Annotated in this window: 22 protein-coding genes; 8 read left to right on the forward strand and 14 right to left on the reverse strand. The window is 65.7% G+C overall.

Going from position 1 to position 22,970, the window contains the following annotated elements:
• Positions 1 to 37: 37 nt before the first annotated feature.
• The 7 genes from AX725_RS09310 to AX725_RS09340 all read right to left on the reverse strand — a co-directional run bounded on the left by AX725_RS09310 (position 38) and on the right by AX725_RS09340 (position 6,338).
• Positions 38 to 1,387 carry a spinster family MFS transporter gene (locus tag AX725_RS09310; RefSeq protein WP_081097069.1) on the reverse strand — a complete coding sequence of 450 codons (1,350 nt, stop codon included), beginning with the start codon at positions 1,385 to 1,387 and terminating at the stop codon, positions 38 to 40.
• 165 nt (positions 1,388 to 1,552) lie between these two features.
• Entirely contained in the window at positions 1,553 to 2,623 is a 1,071-nt protein-coding gene (gene aroC / locus AX725_RS09315) for a chorismate synthase (protein WP_060977065.1), read from the reverse strand.
• Between the two features lie 79 nt (positions 2,624 to 2,702).
• Complete coding sequence (locus AX725_RS09320) at positions 2,703 to 2,918, reverse strand: hypothetical protein (protein WP_060977066.1); 216 nt, start codon at positions 2,916 to 2,918, stop codon at positions 2,703 to 2,705.
• A gap of 216 nt (positions 2,919 to 3,134) precedes the next feature.
• Positions 3,135 to 3,938, reverse strand: a complete 804-nt coding sequence (gene fabI, locus AX725_RS09325; RefSeq protein ID WP_060977067.1) for an enoyl-ACP reductase FabI — start codon at positions 3,936 to 3,938, stop codon at positions 3,135 to 3,137.
• Positions 3,939 to 3,949: 11 nt separating this feature from the next.
• Positions 3,950 to 4,843 carry a YihY/virulence factor BrkB family protein gene (locus AX725_RS09330; RefSeq protein ID WP_060977077.1) on the reverse strand — a complete coding sequence of 298 codons (894 nt, stop codon included), beginning with the start codon at positions 4,841 to 4,843 and terminating at the stop codon, positions 3,950 to 3,952.
• 15 nt (positions 4,844 to 4,858) lie between these two features.
• A complete protein-coding gene (locus AX725_RS09335; RefSeq protein ID WP_060977078.1) occupies positions 4,859 to 5,797 on the reverse strand; it encodes a DnaJ C-terminal domain-containing protein in 939 nt (312 codons plus the stop codon).
• A gap of 79 nt (positions 5,798 to 5,876) precedes the next feature.
• Positions 5,877 to 6,338 (reverse strand): ABA4-like family protein, encoded by a 462-nt coding sequence (locus AX725_RS09340; protein ID WP_060977068.1) that lies wholly within the window; start codon positions 6,336 to 6,338, stop codon positions 5,877 to 5,879.
• A gap of 85 nt (positions 6,339 to 6,423) precedes the next feature.
• On the opposite strand from AX725_RS09340, the gene pdxH reads away from it, so the two are divergent.
• Together pdxH and AX725_RS09350 are read left to right on the forward strand one after the other, a co-directional pair.
• Positions 6,424 to 7,050 carry a pyridoxamine 5'-phosphate oxidase gene (pdxH, locus tag AX725_RS09345; protein ID WP_081097020.1) on the forward strand — a complete coding sequence of 209 codons (627 nt, stop codon included), beginning with the start codon at positions 6,424 to 6,426 and terminating at the stop codon, positions 7,048 to 7,050.
• An 11-nt stretch (positions 7,051 to 7,061) separates the two neighbouring features.
• On the forward strand, positions 7,062 to 7,871 hold the full coding sequence (locus AX725_RS09350) for a PhzF family phenazine biosynthesis protein (protein ID WP_060977079.1): 810 nt from the start codon (positions 7,062 to 7,064) through the stop codon (positions 7,869 to 7,871).
• A gap of 42 nt (positions 7,872 to 7,913) precedes the next feature.
• Here AX725_RS09350 and AX725_RS09355 read toward each other — a convergent pair whose 3' ends face one another.
• The gene (locus AX725_RS09355) at positions 7,914 to 8,522 is read right to left on the reverse strand and encodes a hypothetical protein (RefSeq protein ID WP_060977070.1); all 609 of its coding nucleotides are present in this window, start codon (positions 8,520 to 8,522) and stop codon (positions 7,914 to 7,916) included.
• A 56-nt stretch (positions 8,523 to 8,578) separates the two neighbouring features.
• Positions 8,579 to 9,700 (reverse strand): serine hydrolase domain-containing protein, encoded by a 1,122-nt coding sequence (locus AX725_RS09360; RefSeq protein ID WP_060977080.1) that lies wholly within the window; start codon positions 9,698 to 9,700, stop codon positions 8,579 to 8,581.
• Between the two features lie 29 nt (positions 9,701 to 9,729).
• Here AX725_RS09360 and AX725_RS09365 point away from each other — a divergent pair, with 29 nt between their 5' ends.
• A complete protein-coding gene (locus tag AX725_RS09365; protein WP_208597791.1) occupies positions 9,730 to 10,095 on the forward strand; it encodes a hypothetical protein in 366 nt (121 codons plus the stop codon).
• 4 nt (positions 10,096 to 10,099) lie between these two features.
• On the opposite strand, the gene AX725_RS09370 is transcribed toward AX725_RS09365, so the two are convergent.
• Positions 10,100 to 10,387 (reverse strand): chorismate mutase, encoded by a 288-nt coding sequence (locus AX725_RS09370; protein ID WP_060977072.1) that lies wholly within the window; start codon positions 10,385 to 10,387, stop codon positions 10,100 to 10,102.
• 93 nt (positions 10,388 to 10,480) lie between these two features.
• Between AX725_RS09370 and AX725_RS09375 the strand changes: the two genes are divergently transcribed.
• From AX725_RS09375 to hrpB, 4 genes are all read left to right on the forward strand, one after another.
• Positions 10,481 to 11,509, forward strand: coding sequence for a polyprenyl synthetase family protein (locus AX725_RS09375; RefSeq protein ID WP_060977081.1), 1,029 nt, complete (start codon positions 10,481 to 10,483; stop codon positions 11,507 to 11,509).
• Between the two features lie 3 nt (positions 11,510 to 11,512).
• The gene (locus AX725_RS09380) at positions 11,513 to 11,887 is read left to right on the forward strand and encodes a hypothetical protein (protein WP_060977073.1); all 375 of its coding nucleotides are present in this window, start codon (positions 11,513 to 11,515) and stop codon (positions 11,885 to 11,887) included.
• 166 nt (positions 11,888 to 12,053) lie between these two features.
• A complete protein-coding gene (locus AX725_RS09385) occupies positions 12,054 to 13,439 on the forward strand; it encodes an MATE family efflux transporter (protein ID WP_060977082.1) in 1,386 nt (461 codons plus the stop codon).
• 57 nt (positions 13,440 to 13,496) lie between these two features.
• Positions 13,497 to 15,941 carry an ATP-dependent helicase HrpB gene (gene hrpB, locus AX725_RS09390; protein WP_066044234.1) on the forward strand — a complete coding sequence of 815 codons (2,445 nt, stop codon included), beginning with the start codon at positions 13,497 to 13,499 and terminating at the stop codon, positions 15,939 to 15,941.
• 14 nt (positions 15,942 to 15,955) lie between these two features.
• On the opposite strand, the gene AX725_RS09395 is transcribed toward hrpB, so the two are convergent.
• The 3 genes from AX725_RS09395 to AX725_RS09405 form a co-directional block, all read right to left on the reverse strand.
• Positions 15,956 to 18,007, reverse strand: a complete 2,052-nt coding sequence (locus AX725_RS09395) for a GMC family oxidoreductase N-terminal domain-containing protein (protein WP_060977826.1) — start codon at positions 18,005 to 18,007, stop codon at positions 15,956 to 15,958.
• Positions 18,008 to 18,098: 91 nt separating this feature from the next.
• Positions 18,099 to 18,830: a metallophosphoesterase family protein gene (locus tag AX725_RS09400; protein ID WP_060977825.1), complete on the reverse strand. Its 732-nt coding sequence runs from the start codon at positions 18,828 to 18,830 to the stop codon at positions 18,099 to 18,101.
• Entirely contained in the window at positions 18,827 to 19,663 is an 837-nt protein-coding gene (locus AX725_RS09405) for a diacylglycerol kinase family protein (RefSeq protein ID WP_060977824.1), read from the reverse strand. The genes AX725_RS09400 and AX725_RS09405 overlap by 4 nt, the downstream gene beginning before the upstream one ends.
• A 104-nt stretch (positions 19,664 to 19,767) precedes the next feature.
• Here AX725_RS09405 and lepA point away from each other — a divergent pair, with 104 nt between their 5' ends.
• Positions 19,768 to 21,573 (forward strand): translation elongation factor 4, encoded by a 1,806-nt coding sequence (gene lepA, locus AX725_RS09410; RefSeq protein ID WP_060977823.1) that lies wholly within the window; start codon positions 19,768 to 19,770, stop codon positions 21,571 to 21,573.
• A 21-nt stretch (positions 21,574 to 21,594) separates the two neighbouring features.
• Here the strand turns inward: lepA and AX725_RS09415 are convergent, their stop codons facing one another.
• The gene (locus AX725_RS09415; protein ID WP_060977822.1) at positions 21,595 to 22,941 is read right to left on the reverse strand and encodes an ammonium transporter; all 1,347 of its coding nucleotides are present in this window, start codon (positions 22,939 to 22,941) and stop codon (positions 21,595 to 21,597) included.
• Between the last annotated feature and the right edge of the window lie 29 nt (positions 22,942 to 22,970).

Below are 22,970 nucleotides of genomic sequence, written 5' to 3' on the forward strand. Positions count from 1 at the left end.
TGTCAGCCCCCCGTGTCGCTTGAAGTGGGACTATGCTCTAGCCGCTCTTGAGTTCCGCTGTCAGCCGCAAACTCGCGCGCCAGAACAGGAAGGCGGGGATGAGGCCCAGCCAGGCTGCGCCGTAAAGCACCCAGCGAACGCTGTCCTCCCCGGCATAGGGCTGGAAGGCATCGGACATCATGCCGAAGAACAGCGGGCCCAATCCCAGGCCGATCAGGTTTTGCGAAAACAGCATCACCGACGCCGCGACCGCGCGCACCTCCGGTCGCACCAGGCCCTGCACACAGGCATAGACGGGCCCATAATACATGATGTTCATCGCGGTCGGCAGCACCAGCAGCGCCAGTGCGACCTTCCAGTCGGTCGCCGAATAGGCGAGGAACAGGATGGGGGCTGCGAGCGCAATGGCAAGCGCCGGACCGGTGAGCAGATGCTTGCGGTCACGCTTGCCGAAATGATCGGCCAGCTTGCCGCCTCCCCATGTGCCGATCATGCTCGAAATGCCCAGAGTCACGCCGAGATACAGCCCCGTCTCGCCCGGGGTCAGGCCGAAATTGCGGATGAACAGCACCGCAACCCATACGCCCTTGCCATAGGACAGGAAGGCGATCAGCCCGCCGGCGATGCACAGGAAGACGAAGCAGCGCGAGGTCACCAATTCCTTCAGCGCCTCGCGCACTGGCACCTGAACCTTGGCGGCGGGCATTGCCGCCCCCTTGAGCATTCCGGCGCGGCGCGGCTCCTTCATCAGGAACGGCACCAGCAGCGCGAGCAGCACGCCGGGCATGCCGACCACATAAAAGGCAGTGCGCCAGCCATAGGCATCAGCGAGGCCGCCACCGATGACCATGCCGAGCAGCGATCCGATCGGGATGCCCAGGCCATAAAAGGCGATGGCCGAAGAGCGCTTGTCGGCAGGCACGCTGTCGGTGATCAGCGAATGCGCCGCCGGGGTGCAGCCCGCTTCGCCGACGCCCACGCCGACACGCGCGAGCAGCAGCTGCGGAAAGGTCCGCGCCGCGCCGCACGCCATGGTCATCGCCGACCAGATCGCCACCGACCAGGCGATCAGCGAGACACGGTTGGTGGTGCTGCGATCGGCATAGCGCGCGATCGGGATGCCCAGCAGCGTGTAGAACAGCGCAAAGGCCAGGCCGGTCATCAGCCCGAGCTGGGTATCGGAAAGCTGAAAATCGCGCTTGATCGGCTCGGCCAGGATCGAGACGATCTGCCGGTCGAGAAAGTTGAAGATATAGATGATCATCAACGTCCACAGCATCACGCGCGGACTGGAGGCCCCCTGGAGCGACGAAGGGGCAGGCGGCGTGTCTGCGGCCATGGTCGGCGGCACACCGGCATCGGCTGCCGGGTTGCGGGTGACGGTCATGCACTCTCCTGTCGCGCCGCACTCTTGCCCTCGCGGGTCAGCGGTCGCTTATGAAAGCCATGCTAGCCATTTGCCGACGCGAGGCAATCACCCTGCGACAAAATGTGACGGACACGTCAACTGCCGCTACGGCACAGGTGGTTCAGCAATAAGGAAAAAGCGCGTTCAGCCGCATTGCGCGCGGTGGAGCAGCTTCTGGTCGGCCAGCACCAGCGCCACCATCGCTTCGACCACCGGGGTGCCGCGAATGCCGACGCACGGGTCGTGCCGACCCTTGGTCACGATCTCGCTTGCCTCCCCCTCACGGGTGATCGTCTCGACGGGGGTGAGGATCGAGCTGGTCGGCTTGAATGCGACGCGCACCACCACAGGCTGGCCGGTCGAGATGCCGCCCGCGACGCCGCCGGCATGGTTGGCGAGGAATTCGGGACTACCATCCGCACCGGGGCGCATGGGGTCGGCATTGGTTTCGCCGCTGAGGCGCGCGGCGGCGAAGCCGTCGCCGATCTCGACACCCTTAACCGCGTTGATCGACATGGCTGCGGCTGCGAGTTCGCTGTCGAGCTTGGCGTAAAGCGGCGCGCCCCAGCCGGCGGGTACGCCGGTCGCGACGCACTCTACGATCGCGCCCAGCGAACTGCCCGATTTGCGCGCGGCATCGACGTTGGCCTCCCAGCGCTTGGCCGCCTCTGGGTCGGGGCAGAAGAACGGATTGCGCGTGATCTCCGCCGCATCGAAGCGGGCCGGATCGATCGCATCGCCGCCCAGTTCGCAGACATAAGCGGTGAGCGTCACCTCGGGGATGACCAGCCGCGCGACGGCTCCTGCGGCCACCCGCGCTGCCGTCTCTCGCGCGCTCGACCGGCCGCCGCCGCGATAGTCGCGGAAACCGTATTTGGCATCATAGGCATAATCGGCATGGCCGGGGCGATAGGCCTTGGCGACATCGCCATAATCCTTGGATCGCTGGTCGACATTCTCGATCATCAGGCTGATCGGCGTGCCGGTGGTGCGCCCCTCGAACACGCCCGAGAGGATGCGCACCGCATCGGGCTCCTGCCGCTGCGTCGTGAAGCGCGAGGTGCCGGGGCGGCGCGCATCGAGAAAGGGCTGGATGTCGCTTTCGCTCAGAGCCAGTCCCGGCGGGCATCCGTCGACCACGGCGCCTAGAGCCGGTCCATGGCTTTCGCCCCAGGTGGTGAAGCGGAAAACGCGGCCAAAGGTGTTGAAGCTCATGCGGCTGTCCCGTCAGGCAGAAAGGAATTGCGCGCGCTTTGCGGCATTGCGGGCGCGCTGTCCAGTGCGCGGCGGACGGTCAGGCGTTGCTCGGTGCCTTGCCGGGATAGTCGCTGGCGCGCGTCAGCCTGGCGATCTCGTCACGATAGCGGAACCGCAGCGCCGACCAGTCATTGTCGATCGCCACCTGGGTGACGGGCAGCAGGTCCTGCGCGGCGAGACTCTCCCAGCCATCGTCTCTGGTGATATCGGATCGGATCGGATCGATCCCGATTTCTTGGGATAGGCGAACCACATGGCCGCGCCGCGCCGATAAGCGGCGAGCGCACCGGGCGCAGCCGCAGCCAGCGCCGCCCTGTCGCGGACAAAGGCCAGGATGATCGTGGGCTCGTCCGCCGCCGCGCTGTCGGGAAGCCGCGAGGCGACCGCAGCGGGGCAATCGATGACTTTGAGAACCGATCCAGGCTTGCAGCCCAGCTTCTTGCAGAGAGCACGATCGGCCATGGCCCGATCAATCCAGCGCGATGTCCGGTGCGTCTTCCTGCTTCATGCCCACGACATGATAGCCCGAATCGACATGATGCGTCTCGCCGGTCACGCCCGAGGACAGGTCCGAGCATAGGTACAGGCCTGCTCCGCCGACATCGTCGATGGTCACGTTGCGGCGCAGCGGTGCGTTATATTCGTTCCATTTCAGGATATAGCGGAAGTCGCCGATGCCGCTGGCCGCCAGCGTCTTGATCGGGCCCGCCGAGATCGCGTTGACGCGGATATTCTCACGGCCGAGGTCATTGGCGAGATATTTGACGCTGGTCTCCAGCGCCGCCTTGGCGACGCCCATGACGTTGTAATGCGGGATCACCTTTTCCGCGCCGTAATAGCTCAAAGTCACGATCGAGCCGCCATTGGGCATCATCGCACGCGCCCTTTTCGCAACGGCGACAAGCGAATAGGCCGAGATGTTCATGGTCATCAGGAAGTTGTCGAGGCTGGTGTCGACATAGAGGCCGCGCAGTTCGTTCTTGTCCGAAAAGCCGATGGCATGAACGACGAAATCGATCGTCGGCCAGCGCGCCGCAAGGGTCTCGAAAGCCCGGTCGAGCGCATCCATGTCCGACACGTCGCAATCGAAGGTGAAGTCGCTGCCGAGCTCTGCTGCAAGCGGAATAACGCGCTTGCCCAAAGCCTCGCCCTGATAGCTGAACGCCAGCTCGGCGCCGTGCTCGGCCAGCTTCTGCGCAATGCCCCAGGCGAGCGACTTGTTGTTGGCAAGCCCCATGATGAGGCCGCGTTTGCCCTTCATCAGTCCGTCCATGTCGTGATCCTTCAGTTCTTGTCCGTTTTCTGCGGCAGGCCGCCGCGCGCCCGCGCGATGGCGGCGTTCAACTCGGCCCCGATTACCATAGCAAGGCCGATGAGAAAGAAGAAAATGAGGCTGACCATCACCCCGGCCAGGCTGCCATAGGTCAGGTCGTAATCGGCAAAGGTGCCGAGAAACCGAGGCAGAATCGCCAGGCACAGCATCCACCAGACCGCGATGAACATCGGGCCGGGCCAGATCGGATGGCCTGCCTCGCGATACCGCAGCGGGGTGAGCATGCCATAGACCAGGTACAGCATCAGCAGCAGCACGGCGAAGGTGAACAGCTGGCTCAGCACCACCAGCGCGAGCGGTTCTCCGGGGAAATACAGGCTGTTGGCGATGACTTCTGCCGCGCCCGCGAGCACCACCTGGACGCTCAGTGCCAGCATGGTCGCGATCACCGCAAGGATGATCAGCGCCATCGACCCCAGTCGCAGCTTCCAGAAGGGCTTGTTGCTCTCCGTCCCATAGGCGCGGCGGATGACGGCGCGGATCGACTCGATCAGGCTCGCGGTGGTCCAGAGCCCGACTAAAACGGCGAGCCAGAGCAGCGCGCCGGTGCGCGCATACATCGCCGCTTCCATCGGCGCGGCGAGGACCGAGGCGACGCTCGGCGGCACCGCGGCCAAAAAGCCCTGCACCGCTTCCGCGCCATATTCGCTGCGGCCGAACACACCGCCCAGCGCTGCTGCGACAATGAAAAAAGGAAAGATGCTCAGCAGCGCGAGATAGGCGAAATTGCCCGCCACGACCCCCCCATGGGTCATCACGTTGCCCGCAACTTCAGCGACGATCGCGCGCGACGTGGCCAGAAATTGTTGCCGCTTGTCCGGCCGCAGAAGATCGGTCAGCGCCATCAAGTCGTGCCGGACTCAGCCGGTCAGCCCCGCACGCGGATCGTAATTCGCGCTCCAGCCTTCGACGAACTGGGTTAGCGCAGCATCGCCGCCTTCGGGCAGGCGGATCTGCAGTTCGATGATCTGGTCTCCGCGCACGCCGTTCTTGCCGTGAAAGCCCTTGCCCTTGAGGCGCATCTGCTGGCCCGACTGGCTGCCCGGCTTGATCTTCATCATCACGGCGCCATCGACGGTGGGCACGCGCACCTCGCCGCCTGCGACCGCCTCTTTCAGCGTGATCGGCAGGTCGAGCCGCACATTGTCGCCATCGCGGCGGAAGAAGCGGTGCGGGCGCACCTCGATCGTCACGATGCCGTCGCCGGGGCCCCCGGGGCCGGGCTGGCCCTTGCCCGAAAGGCGCATGTTGGTGCCGGTCTCGACGCCATTGGGCAGCTTGAGGTCGATCGTCTTGCCATCGGCCAGCGTGATCCGCTGCGGCTTCAAGGTTGCGGCGTCGGTGAAGTCGACCGCCATCTTGTAGGCGACATTGGCACCCTTGGGCGCATTCTGGCGCGCGCCGCCATAGGGACCCGAGCTGCTGCCGCGCGCTCCGCCGCCGAAGCCGCCGAACAGGCCGTCGAAGATATCGGCAAAATCGATGCCGTCATTGCCGAAGCCGGAAAAGCCCGCATTGTCGCTCGACCGGCTCTGCTGGCGAAAGCCCCCGCCGCCAAAGCCGAAAGGCGCGGCCGGGTTGCCGTCGATATCGATCTCGCCCCGGTCGAAGCGGGCGCGCTTGTCCTTGTCGGAGAGCAGGTCATAGGCGCGCGTGACTTCGGAAAAGCGCGCGGCTGCGGCCGGATTGTCCTTGTTGTAATCCGGGTGCAGCTCCTTGGCGAGCTTGCGGTACGCGCTCTTGATGTCCTTCTCGCTCGCGCCCTTGGACACGCCGAGAATTGCATAGGGATCAGCCATGAATGTGGTCGCCATTGTTGGTCAGGTTATCCATTGTTGCCGATTTACAACAATATCTGGGGTAGGGGCAGGGCATTTTTCAAGCCGGGATGCGGCGGTCGGAGGGGCCGCGCCATAAAATCATCCGCAGCACGATGTAAAGCGCGAGGCCGAACGGTCCGGCGGCAAAGGTGAAGAACAGGATCGGCGCCTGGATCAGCCGCCCTTTCAGCGTGCTGAGCCCATGCGCATCGGCGTTGCGCGCGATCCACAGGCCGACGAACAGGTCGAAGGTGAGGTAATGCACCCAGCCTATGGTAACTCCGGCATCGCTGGCAAAGATGCTGCGCACGCCCTCGATCGTCGAGAAATCCGCACCGCCATCGGTCGGCACGATGCCGGTGAGCACGAGGGTGAGGCCGGTCGCATAGCCCAGCGCGAGCAGGAATATAGGGCCGAAGAACAGCGAGTGCATGACGATATCGCGGCGCGGAGCGAGGATCAGCACCGCCCAGGCGACCATGGCGACAAGATTGGCGATCCCGAAAATCTGCTCCCACATCGGCGCGCGCTCCCTTCAGCAAAATCCTGTTCAACGCGCGGCCCATGCGCCATAAACCGCGCCGACGGACTCACCACTGTCTTATATGGCTAAGGCAGTCAAGCGAGCCCGTGACCGACAAGACAGGATGGACATGGCCGACGACCCCTTTGCGCTGTTTGATGACTGGTACATCAAGGCGCGCGAGACCGAGATCAACGACAGCAATGCGATGGCGCTCGCCACCGCCGGTGCCGAGGGGCGGCCTTCGGTGCGCATGGTGCTGCTGAAAGGCCATGGGCCGGATGGGTTCATCTTCTACACCAATTACGAAGGCCGCAAGGGCGGCGAACTGCTTGCCAATCCGCATGCCGCCCTGCTGTTCCACTGGAAGTCGCTGCGCCGCCAGATCCGCATCGAGGGGCCGGTGACGCCGGTCGACGACGCCACCGCCGATGCCTATTTCGCCACCCGCTCGCGCGATTCGCAGCTGGGGGCCTGGGCGTCGGACCAGTCGCGGCCGCTGCCCGAGCGGAGCATCTTCGAGCAGCGCTTTGCCGAAGTGGAGAAGCTGTTCGCCGACAAGCCCGTGCCTCGGCCGCCGCATTGGTCTGGCTTCCGGGTGACGCCGCAGCGGATCGAGTTCTGGGAGGATCGCGACCACCGGCTGCACCACCGCCGCGTGTTCACCCGCACCGAGAGCGGCTGGGACGAAGGCCTGCTCTACCCGTAAGGATGTTTGCCATGACTGATCTGCCCGACACCGTTCCCTATTGCCATATCGACGCCTTTGCCGACCGTCCTTTCACCGGCAACCAGGCGGCGGTCATGCCGCTGGCCGCCTGGCCAGACGATGCTGTGCTGCAGTCGATCGGCGAGGAAAACAATTTCGCCGAGACCGCGTTCATCGTTCCGATCGACAGCGCCGAGGCGGATTACGAACTCCGTTGGTTCACCCCTGTGGCCGAGGTCGCGATGTGCGGCCATGCGACGCTCGCCTCGGGCCATTATGTCTTCGAACAGGGCTTTTCGGGCGATACCGTGCGCTTTCTGACGCGCAAGGCAGGGGTGCTCAGCGTCAGCCGCGATGGCGATAGGCTCTCGCTGTCGCTGCCCGCGCTGCCGCCCGAACCGGCGGTCTTGCCCGACTGGACCGCGCTGCTCGGCGGATTGCCGAGCGAATGTCATGTGCATGTCGGGCGCTACAATGTGCTGCTGTTCGATCACGCCGACGACGTTCTTGCGCTCGAGCCCGATTTCAAGGCGCTGGCCGCGCTGGGCAACCATCAGTTCATCTGCACCGCGCCCGGCAAGGATACCGATGTGCTGAGCCGCGTGTTCGTGCCCGGCGTCGGCATCGACGAGGACAGCGTGACCGGATCGTCGCATGCGGTGCTCACCCCGTTCTGGGCGGCGCGGCTTGGGCGCAGCAGCTTCACCGCCTTTCAGGCGAGCCAGCGGGGCGGTCTTCTCCACTGCACACTCGACGGCGACCGCGCGGTGCTGGCGGGCAAGTGTTTCACCGTGGTGACGGGCACGTTCCGGCTGCGGTAAGCTTGTATGTCTCCCCTCCCGCTTGCGGGAGGGGAGAGGGCTTCATCCTTCTTTCGCCTTGCTCGCCGCCTCCAGCGCGTCCCACGTCCCCCATTCGATCGCTCGCCCCGGATAGGCGATGCTGCGCAGCGGCCAGTCCTTTGCGATCCATTGCTGCACCCAGGCATAAAGCTTCGCATCGAACCCGGCGTCATATTCGGCCTTGGTCACCCATAAAGTGACCATTGCGTCATAGCCGGGAACGGGGCTGGGATAAACATAGACGCAGCCGCGCTCGCGCTTGCCGTCGGGCGTGAGCACCGCATAGGCGAAGGATTCACGGCGCTGGAACCGGCCCTGTTCGGTGAGCATGTCCTTCATCGCATCGGCATCGCTGATCCCGGGATGCGGCCAGGCAGTCGATCGGGTGAAGGTCTTCTGCAGATGCTCGATCGACGACATGTACGCGTCAAAATCGATTTTCACGAGATCTGGGCCCAGCGGGACGAGCTTGAAGCCCGGCCCTTCGATCAGCGTCGGAACCGGGAAATCCGCCGGCACGAACGGCGCGGCCTCGGCCGTTTGCGCGGCTGCATAGCCCGCGCCGTCCTGTGCCAGTGCAGGCGCGGCGAACAGCAGCGGCAAGGCAGCGGAAATTCGAAGCAAGGTCATTGGCAGTCCCCCTGAGAATCGGCGTGGACTAGACTGACAGAAGCTTCGGTCCCGGCCTAGTCCCTTGGGAAAAGCGCCAGAATGCGCCCGAGCTGCTCCTTGACCGGATCGAGCACATCGTCCTGGGTCTTGCCGAGCCGGACCAGCGTGAGCTTCTGGCTCGGGCTGACGATGACGAACTGGCCGAGATGCCCCTGCGCCGCAAACACGTCGCCCGGCAGCAGATCGGGATAGAGAACCTTTTTAAGGCCGGCCGCACGCGGCTTGTTAAGCCAGATATGCCCGCCATAAGCCGGGTCGTTCGGTGAGCTGGTGAGCATGAAATCGACCCAGCCGCGGGTGAGGAACTGGTTGCCCGCAATCGAGCCCTTGTTGCGCAGGAACTCGCCGAACTTGGCCCAGTCGCGCGCATTGGCCTGGATGATCGATCCGCCGATCAGCGTGCCCGAGGCGTCGAATTCGGGCACCATCGAGGTCATCCCCAGCGGTTCGATCAGTCGCCCGCGCATATATTCCAGCATCGCGCGGCGGCGCACGTCGGGGTCCTTGCTGTCGGTCAGCTGGCGGGTGATGATGTCGGACAGGATGACGCTGGTGTTCGTCGAATATTCGAATTTCGATCCTGGCTCCGCCTCGAGCGGCTGGCCCTCGGCATAGCGGACCATGTTGTCGCGGCCGTCGAGGAACAGCATCCGCACCTCGTCCGATTCATAGGGCGGGTCGCCCGCTTCGGTATGCTGCAGGCCCGAGGACATGTGGAGCAGGTGCCTGAGCGTGATCGCGCCGCGCGGGTCGCCGGGGCGCTGCCAGTCGGGCACCGGGGCAGGGGCATCGAGCGCCAGCCGTCCGTCCGCGACCATCAGCCCGACCAGCACCGCGGTGACGCTCTTGGCCATCGACCAGCTGATGAAGCGGGTGCCGCGATCGTAACCCGGCGCATAGCGTTCCGCCACGATCTCGCCGCCGCGCATGATGACGAGCGCGCGGGTCTCGGCAAATTCGTCCTCGCTGAACAGCTTGTCGATCTCGGCATTCAGCGCAGCGGTGGGCACGCCGGGCACGTCGGCAATCATCGTCTCGCCGCTGTCCGCAGCCCGGCCTTCGATGCCATAAAGTCCGAAAGCGGTTGCGCCGAGAAGGCCGGTTGCGGCAAGGGCGAGGAGGATGCGGTGCTTCATGCCCGCCTCCATCAATCAGGCGGGGACCGATGGCAACTGGGAAAATGGGCGCGATGCCGGGCAGGCATCGCAGGCTGAAATGGGTGGCGCTGGCGCTGCTGGCGATCGCGCTCGCGGCGCTGGCCTGGTACTGGCCCGCCCTCAAAGCGTATAGCCAGACGGGCGCTGCCTATTCGGCGCGCGTCGTCTGTTCGTGCCGCTATATCGGCGGGCGGGAGCTCGGCGATTGCGAGAAGGATCTGGAGCCGGGCATGGAGGTTGTGAGCCTGAGCGAAGCAGCGGACGCCAAGCGGATCGATGCCACGGTGCCGCTGATGGCCGCAGAAAGCGCGGAATATCGCGAAGGCTGGGGCTGCGTGCTGATGACGCCCAAGGACCGCGAGGCGATTCGCTGAACCGTCAGGCCTGATCGCGCAGCTTTTCGTGGTGGCGGATGACCTCGTCGATCACGAAACGCAGAAACTTTTCCGAAAAATCAGGGTCCAGATCGGCATCGACCGCAAGCCGCTTCATCCGCGCGATCTGCTCTTCCTCGCGGCGCGGATCGGCAGGGGGCAGATCGGTCTTCGCCTTGTATTCTCCGACAGCCTTGGTGATCTTGAAGCGCTCGGCCAGCATGAAGATCAGTGCCGCGTCGATATTGTCGATGCTCTGCCTGAATGCGGCCAGTACCGGGTCTTGCGCCATAATGTTGATACCCTCGCGAGAATCGCGCGATGCCTTGGTAGCGGTTGCGCTTTGCGCTTGCCTTAAGCCATGCGGATTGCCACATCGCAACCCATGACCGCGACTGTTCATCCGATTGGCCGCCCCGCGGGCGTGTCCACCACCGCTCCCAGCCTCGATCCGATCATGGCGCTCGTGGCGCAGGATCTCAATTCGGTAAACAGCGTCATCCTGGACCGGATGCAATCGCAAATTCCCCTGATTCCCGAGCTTGCCGGGCATCTGATTGCCGGCGGTGGCAAGCGGATGCGGCCGATGCTGACGCTCGCCTGCGCGCAGTTGCTCGATTATCCCGGCACCCGCCATCACAAGCTGGCGGCAGCGGTCGAGTTCATTCACACTGCAACGCTGCTGCACGACGATGTCGTCGATGGATCGGACCTGCGCCGCGGCAAGAAGACCGCCAACCTGGTGTTCGGCAATCCCGCCACCGTGCTGGTCGGCGATTTCCTGTTCAGCCGCTCGTTCGAATTGATGGTCGAGGACGGCTCGCTCAAGGTCCTCAAGATCCTGTCGGGCGCATCGGCGATCATCGCCGAGGGCGAGGTCGATCAGTTGACCGCGCAGCGCCAGATCGAGACCAGCGAAGAGCGCTATCTTGCGATCATCGGGGCCAAGACCGCCGCGCTGTTCGCCGCCGCCTGTCGCATCGCGGCGGTGGTCGCAGAGCGTGACGAGCAGGTCGAACTGGCGCTCGATGCCTATGGCCGCAACTTGGGCATCGCCTTCCAGCTGGTCGATGACGCGATCGACTATGTCTCGGACGCGGCGACGATGGGCAAGGGCGTGGGCGACGACTTTCGCGACGGCAAGGTGACGCTGCCTGTCATCCTCGCCTATGCGCACGGTTCGCCGGAAGAGCGCAAGTTCTGGGAAGCCGCCATCATCGGCCATCGTACCTCGGACGAGGATCTGGCGCATGCGACCCAGCTGCTGCGCCAGCACAATGCGATCGACCTGACGCTCGACCGCGCCCGCCATTTCGGCCAGCGCGCCATCGATGCGATCGCCGGCTTCCCGAACAGCAAGGCCAAGGCGGCGCTGATCGAAACCGTCGAATTCGCGATCGCGCGCGGATATTAGGTCGTGAACGACACCCCGGCCCGAGACCCGCAGGGACGACGGCTGGAAGAACTTGAGGTGCAGAACCACGAGCTGCGCGCGCAACTTGATCAGCTGAAACGGGGTCTCGAGCGCAGTTCGCATTCTGGAAATTCGTGGAACCCGATCGCTTTGTTCGGGGCGGTGACAACCTTGCTGGGCGTGATCGGAGCGGCGATTTTCGGCTATCTCGGATCGGGCGAGGGGAATGCTGCCAGCAGACAGGCGATGGTCTGCCAGCAGGCCTATGTATTTCTGGCAGACGAGAGGCCGACGCCCTATCTCACCGAGGCAGAGGGCCGGGCACTGGCTGCGCGACAGTTGCAAGTGCTCAGAAAATGTGAGAAATTCGTACCATGATGCAGGACCTGTTTCTCGCCATCGCTATCGTCGGCAATGTGATTACCATTGCCGCGCTGGTTGGCGGCTATTACTGGCAGCGCCAGAGCCAGCGTTAATCGGCCAGAATTTGAATTCCGGACAGGACGGGAAAGCTATCGCGGTGCCGACCGTCGATCCATCTTATATGCCATCAGCCAAGCCGCGAACGGATGGCCTCTCCACCGAAATCCGCGCGCTGCTGCTGCTCGCGGGGCCGCTGGTGCTTGGCAATCTGGCGCAGATGGCGATCCATACGACCGAGGTCATCATCCTTGGGCGTTATGACGTGCAGGCGCTGGCGGCGGCGGCGCTGGCGGTGAACCTGTATTTCGCCTGCGGCACCTTCGGCATGGGGCTGATGACCGCCGCTTCGCCGATGATCGCGGCCGAGCGCGGACGGCGCAAGCATTCGGTGCGCGATATCCGCCGCACGGTGCGCCAGGGCATGTGGGTCGCGCTGACGGTCTGCCTGCCGATCTGGGCGCTGCTGTGGAATGCCGAAGCGCTGTTCCTGCTGATGGGGCAGCAGCCGGACCTTGCGCGTGACGCCGGGCAATTCATGCGCATTGCCATGTGGGGCCTGCTCCCCTGGCTGCTGCAATTCGTGCTGCGCATGTATGTCTCGGCGCTCGAGCGGCCGATCTGGGGCGTGTTCGTGACCCTGTGCGGCGTGGCGATGAATCTGGTCGCGTGCTGGGCGCTGGTCTTCGGCAATCTCGGCTTTCCCGAACTCGGGCTGAAGGGCGCGGCAATCGCCAATCTGATCGCCAATTGCACCCTGTTTGCGGTGATGGCTCTGGTCGTGACACGCGTGCGCGCCTTTCGCCGTTACCGGTTGTTCGGACGCTTCTGGGTGGCCGATTGGGGGCGCTATCGCGCGATGTTCAAGCTGGGCTTGCCGATCGCGGTGACCTTTGCCTTCGAGGTCGCGATCTTCAGCTCGGCTGCCTTCCTCATGGGGCTGATCAGCCGCGATTCGCTCGCCGCGCATGCCGTGGCGATCCAGATCGCCTCTTTCGCCTTCATGGTTCCGTTCAGCCTGTCGCAGGCCGCGACGGTGCGTGTAGGCCTGCACCATGGTGCGCGCGACGCCCAGGCTGCGGCGCGCGCGGGCTGGGCGGCGCTGGGGCTCGGTGTGCTGGCGGCATGCGGCATGTCGGCGATCATGGCACTGATTCCGGGCGCGCTGGTGGGGCTATTCATCGATCCCGGTGATGCCAGCGCCGCACCCGCTCTTGCGCTGGCGCTGAGCTTCCTGCTGGTCGCCGCGATCTTCCAGCTGGTCGATGCCGTTCAGGCGGTCGGGGCAGGGGTGCTGCGCGGGCTGCAGGACACGCGCTGGCCGATGCTGTTTGCCGCGTTCGGTTACTGGGTGGTCGGCATGGGCACCGCGTGGTTCTTCGCGTTCCGGCTGGGCTGGGACGGTGTCGGTGTGTGGATCGGGCTGGCCGCCGGGTTGGCGGTCGTGTCCGTGCTCATGGTCGGTCGCTGGGCGCTCCGGCAGCGTTTCGGGCTGGGGGTTTACGCCTGACCCCTGGGCTGGCCAGCCGGTTGAGGGTCGCAGGACAAACATATAAGGCGGCGCGCTATGGCTGAACTGCCCATATATTCCGTGCTGCCAGATTTGCTGCTCGCGCTTGGCAGCGGTCCCAACGCCGTGCTCGTTGCACCGCCGGGCGCGGGGAAGACCACCACCGTCGCCCTGGCACTGCTCGACCAGCCGTGGTGCACAGGGCAGGTTCTGCTGCTCTCGCCCCGTCGCCTCGCCGCGCGCGCTGCTGCCGAGCGCATGGCAGAGCTCATGGGCGAACCGGTGGGCCAGACCATCGGCTATTCGACTCGCATGGACAGCAAGACGAGCGCCGCGACGCGCGTGCTGGTGCTGACCGAGGGGATTTTCGTCAACCGCATCCAGGCCGATCCCGAACTGATGGGCGTATCCGCCGTGTTGTTCGACGAGGTGCATGAGCGCAGCCTGGACAGCGATTTCGGGCTCGCACTGGCACTCGAGGCGCAGGGTGCGTTCCGGCCCGATCTGCGGCTGCTCGCCATGTCGGCAACGCTCGATGGCGCGCGCTTTGCTGCGCTGATGCAGGGCGCGCCGGTGATCGAAAGCGAAGGCCGCTCGCACCGGCTCGACCTGCGCTATCTCGGGCGGCGCGGCGAGCAGCGGATCGAGGATGCGATGGCGCAGGCGATCCGCACCGCGCTGCGCGACGAGGCGCAAGGCGATGTGCTCACCTTCTTGCCCGGCGTCGCGGAAATCACGCGCACCTCCGAGCGGCTGGAGACTCTGGGCAGCGCGATCGCCGTGCTGCCGCTGCACGGCACGCTGACCCCGGTGGAGCAGCGCGCCGCGATCCGCCGCGATCCCGATGGGCGGCGCAAGGTCATCCTGGCCACCAGCATCGCCGAGACCAGCCTGACTATCGATGGCGTGCGGATCGTCGTCGATAGCGGGCTGGCGCGGCGGGCGCGCTACGATGCGCTCGCGGCGACCACCCGGTTGGTGACCGAACGCGCGAGCCAGGCTGCCGCTACGCAACGTGCGGGCCGCGCCGCGCGCCAGGGGCCGGGCGTCGCCTATCGGCTGTGGGAAGAGGCAGCGACCGGTGGCCTGCCGCCTTTCGATCCGCCCGAAATTCTCGACAGCGATCTCGCCCCGCTGATGCTGCAATGCGCCGCCTGGGGCGAGAGCGATCCGGCGCGGCTCAACTGGCTCGATCCGCCGCCTGCGCCGCTGCTGGCCGAGGCGCGCAAGCGGCTGATCGCGCTCGGCGCTGTCGATACGGGCGGGGCGATCACGCCGCCGGGCCGGTCGATCGCCGCGCTGCCGCTGCCGCCGCATCTGGCCGCGATGCTGCTGAAAGGGGCGCAAACCGGGTGCGCGATGCGGGCGGCGGAGATCGCGCTGCTGCTGCAGGAACGCGGGCTGGGCGGGCAGGGCGACGATCTCGATGCGCGGCTCACCCGCTGGCGCAGCGAGCGGGGCGAGCGCGCGGCCAAGTCGCGCAAGCTCGCCGAGCGTTGGGCGAAGCTGGCCGAGCGACAGGTCAGCGCGGTCGCAGCGCGCGATCTGCCGCCTGCCATCTTGCTCGCCTTTGCCTATCCCGATCGCGTGGCGAAGCGTCGCGATGGTTCGGGCGAGGCCTGGGCGAGTGCGGGCGGGCGCAGCTTCCGGCTCGATCCGGCCTCGCCGCTGATCACCGCGCAGTGGCTGGCGATCGGCGAGGTACAGGGCAAGGCCGCCGATGCGCGCATCCTGAGCGCCCTTGCGCTCGATCCGGCGGATGTCGAGGCGCATCTCGCGGAACGGATCGAACGCATCAGCCGCTGCGATTTCGTTGCCGACAGCAGGCGGGTCGAGGCGCGGCTCGAGCGGCGGCTGGGCACGATCCGGCTGACGAGCGCGCCCGATCCTGCACCCGATGCCGCTGCGGTGCTGGCGGCGTTGTTGCAGGCGGTGCGCGATCATGGCCTCACGCTGCTCGATTGGGGCGACAAGGCTCTTGCGCTGCGCCAGCGCGCCGCGTTCGCCGGGGTCGAGGCGCTGGACGAGGCGCAACTGCTCGCGACGCTGGAGGACTGGCTCGCGCCGCTGCTGACGGGCAAGCGGGCGCTGAGCGGTATCAGCCCTGGCGATCTGCATAACGCCCTGCAGGGGCTGGCAGGATGGGATGCGATGCAGGCGATCGAGCGGACCGCGCCCGCCGAATTCGCGAGCCCCGCAGGCACGCGCCACGCGATCGATTATGCGGCGAGTGCCGGCCCCACGGTCGAGCTACGCGTGCAGGCGCTCTATGGTCTCGACGAGCATCCGGTCGTCGGGCGGAACCGCATCCCGCTGGTCCTGTCGCTTACCTCACCGGCGGGACGCCCGATCCAGACGACGCGCGATCTGCCCGGCTTCTGGCGCGGCAGCTGGCGCGATGTCGCCAAGGACATGCGCGGCCGCTATCCGCGCCATCACTGGCCCGACGCGCCGTGGGAGGCGAACGCGAGCCTCGCGACCAAGAAGCGCCAGGGGCTCTGACGCGCCAGGGCCGGTCAGCCGAACACGCGCTTCCCGTGGGTCACCCGGTCGGACATCGCCATCGTCGTCAGCTGCGCGTTGACGCGGATGCAGCTCGGCATCACGCTCGCATCGGTGACCAGCACATTGGCCACGCCATGCACGCGCTGGTCGAGATCGACTACGCCCTTGCGCGGATCGGCATGGATCGCGTTGCCGCCATGCGGATGGCTCGAGGAGAGCACGACATCGTCGGGTTCCTCGATATGCTCCTCGAAGAACCGGTCGATCTCGGCATCGCTCATGCCCTTGCTCAGCGTCTCGCCGTGGAGCAGCGCGGGATAGACCTCCTCCGCGCCGCCACGGAAATGCACCTTGGTCAGCGTCGCCAGCGCGCGGCGCAGCACGGCGAGGTCGCTCTGCTCGAGCTCGAAGCCGAGCTTGCCCTTCTTGATCGTGCCGCGCCGATCCGCCGGGAACAGCACGCCCGCCGAGGCAAGCCGGTTATAGTTCAGCATCCGCCGGAAATGCTCGTCGAACCAGCCGGGGACCAGCGAGGCCATGCTCATCGGCGGCTGGAAATGGCTCTCGATCAGGAAATCGGCGCGGTCGACAAAGGTCGCCATCTGGTCCTCGTCCCAGGCGTTGACCGGATCGGGCATCAGCGCCGGGACCGGGCAGGCGATGTTGAGCGAGATGCCCTTGCCGGTGCCCTCGATGCCGCTTGCCGAGAGGATGTTGCTCGATGCGATCGTGCCCGCCGCGACGACCACGCCCTTGCTCACGCGGATCGTCTTCGCGCGCCCATCGGGCAGCATGACCTGAACCGAGGACGCAATCTTTCGTCCCTGATCGTCGCACCCGTTCCAGCCGATATGCGACACCGCCGCACGCGCCAGGATGCGCGCCTTGCGCGGGGCGTGCAGCGTCGCGTGGCGCAGGAAGCTCTCGGGCATCGCCTTCTTGCGGCCATAGGGGCAGCCGGTGTTGCAATAGCCGCACGACACGCAGGCATTGGGCTCGGTCTTCTGACCCCAGTTCTTGCGGAACCAGCCGGTGACCGCACGGTTGTCCAGCGGATCGTGCGACCCTGCGGCATAGGCATCCCATCCGGCGAGCAGCCGCGTGCCGTTGTTGCGCCCGAGCCTGCGGTCGATCTCGTGCACGCCTAGCCGCGTCTCGACATGGGCATAGGCCGCTTCCAGCGCATCCTCGTCGACCGGCGCGCCGATGCTGCGCCAATGCGCGAGCACGTCATGCGCATCGGGGTGCGTCTCGCCCTCGCGCGCCAGGCGCAGGCAGATGCCATTGTTGACGACCGTGGAGCCGCCCACCGTGCGGCCCTGGAAGACGATGATGTCGCGGTTGCGCGTCGTCTGGATCGCGCCGTCCTTGAACAGCGAAGAGGACATATGCGCCTCGTTGGGCGTCATCCGTGCGCTGGGCAGATAGGGGCCCGCCTCGACCACCAGCACCTCATAGCCCTGATCGGCGAGGTTCGACGCCGCGACCGCGCCGCCCGCGCCCGATCCGATAACGACGACCTCGACATTGTCGGGGATCGCATCCTCGCCGACGAACACGGTATAGGGCAGGTCGTTGCCGGTATATTCGGCGATTTCGGGGTCATCGGGCGTACCCGCGCGGATGCGGTGGCGGGGCAGGGTGAAGCCGATCGCGTTGAACACCGGGTTGGCGCGGTTGGCATCTTCCGCCGCCGCGTCGCTGATGTTCGCGTCATCCTGATCGATCCAGTGGCCGTAGTAGCCCGCATAGACGATGCCCCGAATGCGCGCCATGTCCTGGAACAGGTCGATGCGGCTGTTCTTCAGCCGCCGCTCGATCCGCCAGATGCGGAAATTGCGCGGCGCGAAATGCCAGAAGGGGCCACCTAGCACGACCCAGGTCGCGATGACCGACAGCGCGGTATCGCGCGGCGTGTTGCCCTCGATATTGCCGAAAATGCCCTGGAGATTGTCGACCACCTGCTGCGGTGAGATTGCCATCTGCGCGGGTTCGACCAGCATGGTTTCCGCCAGCCGCTTCCAGATCGCCGCCTCGAACGGATTGAACGGTTTCCTTCTCATCGCGCGAATCCCCCCTTGTCCCGAGGATAGGGTAGCAGCGAGCCCGCGAATTGTAAGAAACCGTAAGATTAAGCGGTGTTAATCCGCAGGGTCAGTCCATCGCGCAGACCTGGGCGTCGAGCTTTCCATCCGCCACCGTCAGCCGGTTGAATGACGGCCGGGTCGCGCGGACCCGCTCGGACAATGTGCCAGCACCGATCAGACGGATCGGACCTGCCTGCGTGTCGACATTCAGGTCGAACGGGTCATGCACATGGCCGGACAGCACTGCATCCGCGCCTGCAGCCGCTATCGCCTCGAGTGCGGCACGACCGCCGGTGGTGCGTCCGCTGCTCTGCGTTTCAGCCTCGATCAACGGATGGTGCGCCAGCACGATGCGCAGCTTGGCGTCATGGCCCGGATCACCCAGCGCCTGGAGCGCCTGATGCAGCGCGCGCTTGCCGACCCGGCCCTTGGACCAGTTAAACCGCCATTGCACCCTCGCGGTGGTGCGCAGCGACACCAGGTGGACGTGGTCGAGCGTGACGCCCTCGTGCAACTGCTCCTGCAGCCGCATCACGCGGCCATAGGGCCGCCAGATCCGGCGGACCGGGTTGAAATAGGGCAGGTCGTGATTGCCCGGCTCGATCAGCACGGGCCGACCCAGATCGGCGAGCCAGGCCTGCGCGGCGGCGAACTCGGCCGAGCGTGCGCGCATCGTCAGATCGCCGGTGATGATGACGATATCGGGCTGCTCGTCGGCGACGACCTGTTTGAACCAGGCGAGTGCGGCGCTGTCCTCGGCACCGAAATGCAGGTCGCTGGCGTGGAACAATAGCGTCATGGGGCAGCAGGCGCGCGGGTTTCGATGAAATTGTGCGGGGCCTCGGCCAGCCGCAGCACGTCGCCGGGCTTCGCTTCGGCCGCCTCGCCATCGATCAGCAGCCCGATCTCTTCCGCTTCGCTGACCAGGGTCGCGGTGGCTGCAGCGCCCAGGTTCACACGCGGGCCATCGCGGAAATCGCCGTTCAGCCAGGCGCTGGCATGGCTGAGCACCTCGCCGATGGTCGATGCGGTGAACCCGCACAGTTCCATCGCGTTTTCGCGCGGGGCAGCGAAGATCGCGGGGAAGCGCCCGTCATGACCTTCAATGCCGACTTGCGGGCCGCCCAGCGTTTCGGTGATCGCGGTGGGAATGGCTTCCAGAACCAGTTCGGACAGCCGGGCATGGCGTGCGTTCTCGCGCACATGGGCAAGACTGGTCGTCGGCCCGGCGATGACGCCGACATAGGCGGTGCTCTCGCCGATCTCGACGGTGTTGAGTTTCTTCGTACGCCGGTTGCGCCCCGCCTCGGCGATGATCGATCGGCAGGGCTGATCGCCATGCAGCGCCCGGGCGAGCAGGTTCATCGTGCCGCCGGGCAGGATAAGCACGTCGCCATCCCATCCCGCCGCCTGCTTCAGCGCGCTGTTGGTGGTCCCGTCGCCCGCGTAGATGGCCAGTGTTTCAACACCTTCGCGGTCAAGCTTGTCAGGGGTTGGAAGGTCCTCGTCGGGGCAACGGACGATGCAGTCCACGGGCTGATCGCTCTCGGCGAACCAGGTGACGATGTCGGCGATCACGGCGGCGTCATAGCTGCCACTCGCTTCGTTCACGATAAGCCAGGTCTTGGTCATGCGCCGCCTACGCGCCAGAGCGGATTTGGTTCTTGATCCATGTCGATTTTGCGGGGCCCTTATTCCCTGCTGACAGTCGCGCGCACCCCTGCTAATCGCGCGCCATGACCGACCTCAAGCACATCCGCAATTTCTCCATCATCGCGCATATCGATCACGGCAAATCGACGCTTGCCGACCGGCTGATCCAATGGACCGGCGGGCTTTCCGAACGCGAGATGTCGGCGCAGGTGCTCGACAATATGGATATCGAGAAAGAGCGCGGGATCACCATCAAGGCGCAGACGGTCCGGCTGAACTACACGGCCAAGGACGGTCAGCTTTACGAACTGAACCTGATGGACACGCCGGGCCATGTCGACTTCGCCTATGAAGTCTCGCGCTCGCTCGCCGCGTGCGAGGGCGCACTGCTCGTCGTCGATGCGGCGCAGGGCGTGGAAGCGCAGACGCTGGCGAACGTCTATCAGTCGATCGAGCACGATCACGAGATCCTGCCCGTCATCAACAAGATCGATCTGCCCGCCGCCGAGCCGGAAAAGGTGAAGAAGGAGATCGAGGACATTATCGGCCTCGACGCCTCCGAAGCGGTGCTGGCGAGCGCCAAGTCGGGCATCGGCATCGAGGAGATTCTCGAGCAGATCGTCCAGAAGATCCCCGCGCCCAAGGGCGACCGCGATGCGCCGCTCGAGGCGATGCTGGTCGACAGCTGGTACGATCCGTATCTCGGCGTGGTCATCCTGGTGCGCGTCGTCAACGGCGTGATCAAGAAGGGCCAGCAGATCAAGTTCATGGCCGGCGGCACCGAGCATCTGGTCGACCGGGTCGGCTGCATGCGGCCCAAGATCGAGAACCTGCCCGAGCTGGCGGCGGGCGAGATCGGCTTCATCACCGCGCAGATCAAGGACATCAGCCAGACCCGCGTCGGCGATACCATCACCACGGTCAAGAACCCCGCGCCCGCGCCGCTGCCCGGCTTCAAGGAAGTGCAGCCGGTGGTGTTCTGCGGGCTGTTTCCGGTCGATGCCAATGACTTCGACAAGCTGCGTGACAGCATCAGCAAGCTGCGCCTCAACGATGCCTCGTTCAGCTTCGAGATGGAATCGAGCGCGGCGCTCGGCTTCGGCTTCCGCTGCGGGTTCCTCGGCCTGCTGCACCTCGAGATCATCCAGGAGCGGCTCACGCGCGAATACGATCTCGACCTCATCACCACCGCGCCGTCGGTGGTGTACAAGATCAAGCTGACCCACGGGAATGGCGAGATCGAGCTGCACAATCCGGCGGACATGCCCGATCCCACCAAGATCGACGAGATCCAGGAGCCGTGGATCGAGGCGGTGATCTATTGCCCCGACGAATATCTCGGCAGCATCCTCAAGCTCTGCCAGGACCGGCGCGGGCTGCAGAAGAACCTGACCTATGTCGGCGGGCGTGCGCAGGTGACCTACGAGCTGCCGCTCAACGAGGTGGTGTTCGATTTCTACGATAGGCTCAAGTCGATCTCACGCGGCTATGCCAGTTTCGACTATCACCAGATCGGCTATCGCGAGGGCGACCTCGTCAAGATGTCGATCATGGTCAATGCAGAGCCCGTCGATGCGCTGAGCATGATCGTCCACCGCAGTAGCGCCGAGACGCGCGGACGCGGCATGTGCGAGCGGCTGAAGGACCTGATCCCGCGCCACCTGTTCAAGATCCCGATCCAGGCGGCGATCGGCGGCAAGGTGATCGCGCGCGAGACCATCGCCGCGATGCGCAAGGACGTGACCGCCAAATGCTATGGCGGCGACATCAGCCGCAAGAAGAAGCTGCTGGAAAAGCAGAAAGAGGGCAAGAAGCGGATGCGCGAATACGGCTCGGTCAGCATCCCGCAGGAAGCCTTCATTGCCGCGCTTCGGATGGGCGAGGAATAAACGTCCGCGCCGCGCCGGGGCTCAGCCCTGCGGTGCGGCGATCTGCTCTGCCGCGGGCGGAGCGGCTTCTGCGGCTGGTGCGGGCGGGGCAAGCGCTTCGCCTGCCTCTTCCGCAGGCGAGATGCGCATCGGGATGGCCATCGCGACGCCATAGCTGATGATCAGCGTCGCGAGGATCGACCACATGGCCACGCCCGCCAGGCCGATCAGCTGCGCGACCAGCTGGCCGATCATGCTTCCGCCCTCGCCATAGCCGACGCCGCCGAAACCGTCGCTGATGAAGATCGCGACCAGCAGCGCGCCGACCAGGCCGCCGATGCCGTGCAGCGCGAAGGCGTGGTTGCTGTCGTCGATCGCCAGCGTCTCGGTGACAAAGCGCAGGCCGAAATAGCAGGCGGGGGCGGCAATCACGCCGATCAGGATCGCGGCACCCGGCGAGACCAGGCCCGAAGCCGGAGCGATCGCGGCGAGGCCTGCGAGCAGCCCGCTCACCGCGCCCATCGCGCTGACGGTGCGGGTGCGCAGCTTCTCGATCAGCAGCCAGACCAGCGCGCTGGTGCACGCGGCGACATGCGCGTTGATGATCGCGCTGCTGGCATCGTCGGTCGCCGCCAGCGTCCAGCCGCCGTTCAACGCGAAATTACCGACGAGCAACAGCGCGCCGCCTGCGAGTACCATCACGGGATTGTGCGTCGCTGCAGCAGCGCCCGGCCAGCCGGTGCGCCGTCCGATGACCAGAGCGGCCACCAAGGCGGAAATTCCTGCGCAGAAATGCAGCGCGATGCCGCCGGCATAATCAAGCACGCCAAATCCGTAGAGCCAGCCGCCACCCCAGATCCAGTGCGCGACGGGGGCATAGACGATCAGGCTCCACAGCCCGCCGAATGCCAGCGCCCAGCCGAAGCGGCCACGTCCGGCCCAGGCACCTGCGACGAGCAGCGCGGCGAGCATCGCTCCCGCGATCTGGAACAGCACGAACGCGCTTTCGGGCACGGCGGTGCCGAAGCGGACATTGCCGAGCGCGATCAGCATCCAGGCATTGCCGCCGCCGATCACGCCGCCGCTGGGATCGCCAAAGGCCAGGGTATAGCCGACCACGACCCAGAGCAGCGAGACAAGCGCGGCGATCGCGGTACCCTGCAGGAACACGCCCTGCGCGGCGCGCGCGGTGCCGCGCCCAGCCTGCATCAGCAGCACGCCGGGCACCGCGAACAGCATCAGCAGCGCGCCGCAGATCAGCATGAAGGCGGTATCGCCCGAATTGGAAACATCGAGCGTTGCGGGATCGACCATCGCGGGGGCGGCCCATGCGGGCGCGGCGAGCGCTGCCGTAGCAAGGGTGAAAATGCGCGCCAGCCTTGCGATCATGCTCTCGACTTTCCCAAATACCTGCTGTC

Origin of the sequence: Blastomonas sp. CCH9-A1, from assembly GCF_001557175.1 — a bacterium.
Lineage (GTDB): Bacteria > Pseudomonadota > Alphaproteobacteria > Sphingomonadales > Sphingomonadaceae > Blastomonas > Blastomonas delafieldii_A.

Bases quoted from the DNA above. Each gene is read 5' to 3' on its own strand.
- AX725_RS09310 (WP_081097069.1), bottom strand. From the start codon at position 1,387: ATGACCGTCACCCGCAACCCGGCAGCCGATGCCGGTGTGCCGCCGACC.
- aroC (WP_060977065.1), bottom strand. From the start codon at position 2,623: ATGAGCTTCAACACCTTTGGCCGCGTTTTCCGCTTCACCACCTGGGGC.
- fabI (WP_060977067.1), bottom strand. From the start codon at position 3,938: ATGGACGGACTGATGAAGGGCAAACGCGGCCTCATCATGGGGCTTGCC.
- AX725_RS09330 (WP_060977077.1), bottom strand. From the start codon at position 4,843: ATGGCGCTGACCGATCTTCTGCGGCCGGACAAGCGGCAACAATTTCTG.
- AX725_RS09335 (WP_060977078.1), bottom strand. From the start codon at position 5,797: ATGGCTGATCCCTATGCAATTCTCGGCGTGTCCAAGGGCGCGAGCGAG.
- AX725_RS09340 (WP_060977068.1), bottom strand. From the start codon at position 6,338: ATGTGGGAGCAGATTTTCGGGATCGCCAATCTTGTCGCCATGGTCGCC.
- pdxH (WP_081097020.1), top strand. From the start codon at position 6,424: ATGGCTAAGGCAGTCAAGCGAGCCCGTGACCGACAAGACAGGATGGAC.
- AX725_RS09350 (WP_060977079.1), top strand. From the start codon at position 7,062: ATGACTGATCTGCCCGACACCGTTCCCTATTGCCATATCGACGCCTTT.
- AX725_RS09355 (WP_060977070.1), bottom strand. From the start codon at position 8,522: ATGACCTTGCTTCGAATTTCCGCTGCCTTGCCGCTGCTGTTCGCCGCG.
- AX725_RS09360 (WP_060977080.1), bottom strand. From the start codon at position 9,700: ATGAAGCACCGCATCCTCCTCGCCCTTGCCGCAACCGGCCTTCTCGGC.
- AX725_RS09365 (WP_208597791.1), top strand. From the start codon at position 9,730: ATGGCAACTGGGAAAATGGGCGCGATGCCGGGCAGGCATCGCAGGCTG.
- AX725_RS09370 (WP_060977072.1), bottom strand. From the start codon at position 10,387: ATGGCGCAAGACCCGGTACTGGCCGCATTCAGGCAGAGCATCGACAAT.
- AX725_RS09375 (WP_060977081.1), top strand. From the start codon at position 10,481: ATGACCGCGACTGTTCATCCGATTGGCCGCCCCGCGGGCGTGTCCACC.
- AX725_RS09385 (WP_060977082.1), top strand. From the start codon at position 12,054: ATGCCATCAGCCAAGCCGCGAACGGATGGCCTCTCCACCGAAATCCGC.
- hrpB (WP_066044234.1), top strand. From the start codon at position 13,497: ATGGCTGAACTGCCCATATATTCCGTGCTGCCAGATTTGCTGCTCGCG.
- AX725_RS09395 (WP_060977826.1), bottom strand. From the start codon at position 18,007: ATGAGAAGGAAACCGTTCAATCCGTTCGAGGCGGCGATCTGGAAGCGG.
- AX725_RS09400 (WP_060977825.1), bottom strand. From the start codon at position 18,830: ATGACGCTATTGTTCCACGCCAGCGACCTGCATTTCGGTGCCGAGGAC.
- AX725_RS09405 (WP_060977824.1), bottom strand. From the start codon at position 19,663: ATGACCAAGACCTGGCTTATCGTGAACGAAGCGAGTGGCAGCTATGAC.
- lepA (WP_060977823.1), top strand. From the start codon at position 19,768: ATGACCGACCTCAAGCACATCCGCAATTTCTCCATCATCGCGCATATC.
- AX725_RS09415 (WP_060977822.1), bottom strand. From the start codon at position 22,941: ATGATCGCAAGGCTGGCGCGCATTTTCACCCTTGCTACGGCAGCGCTC.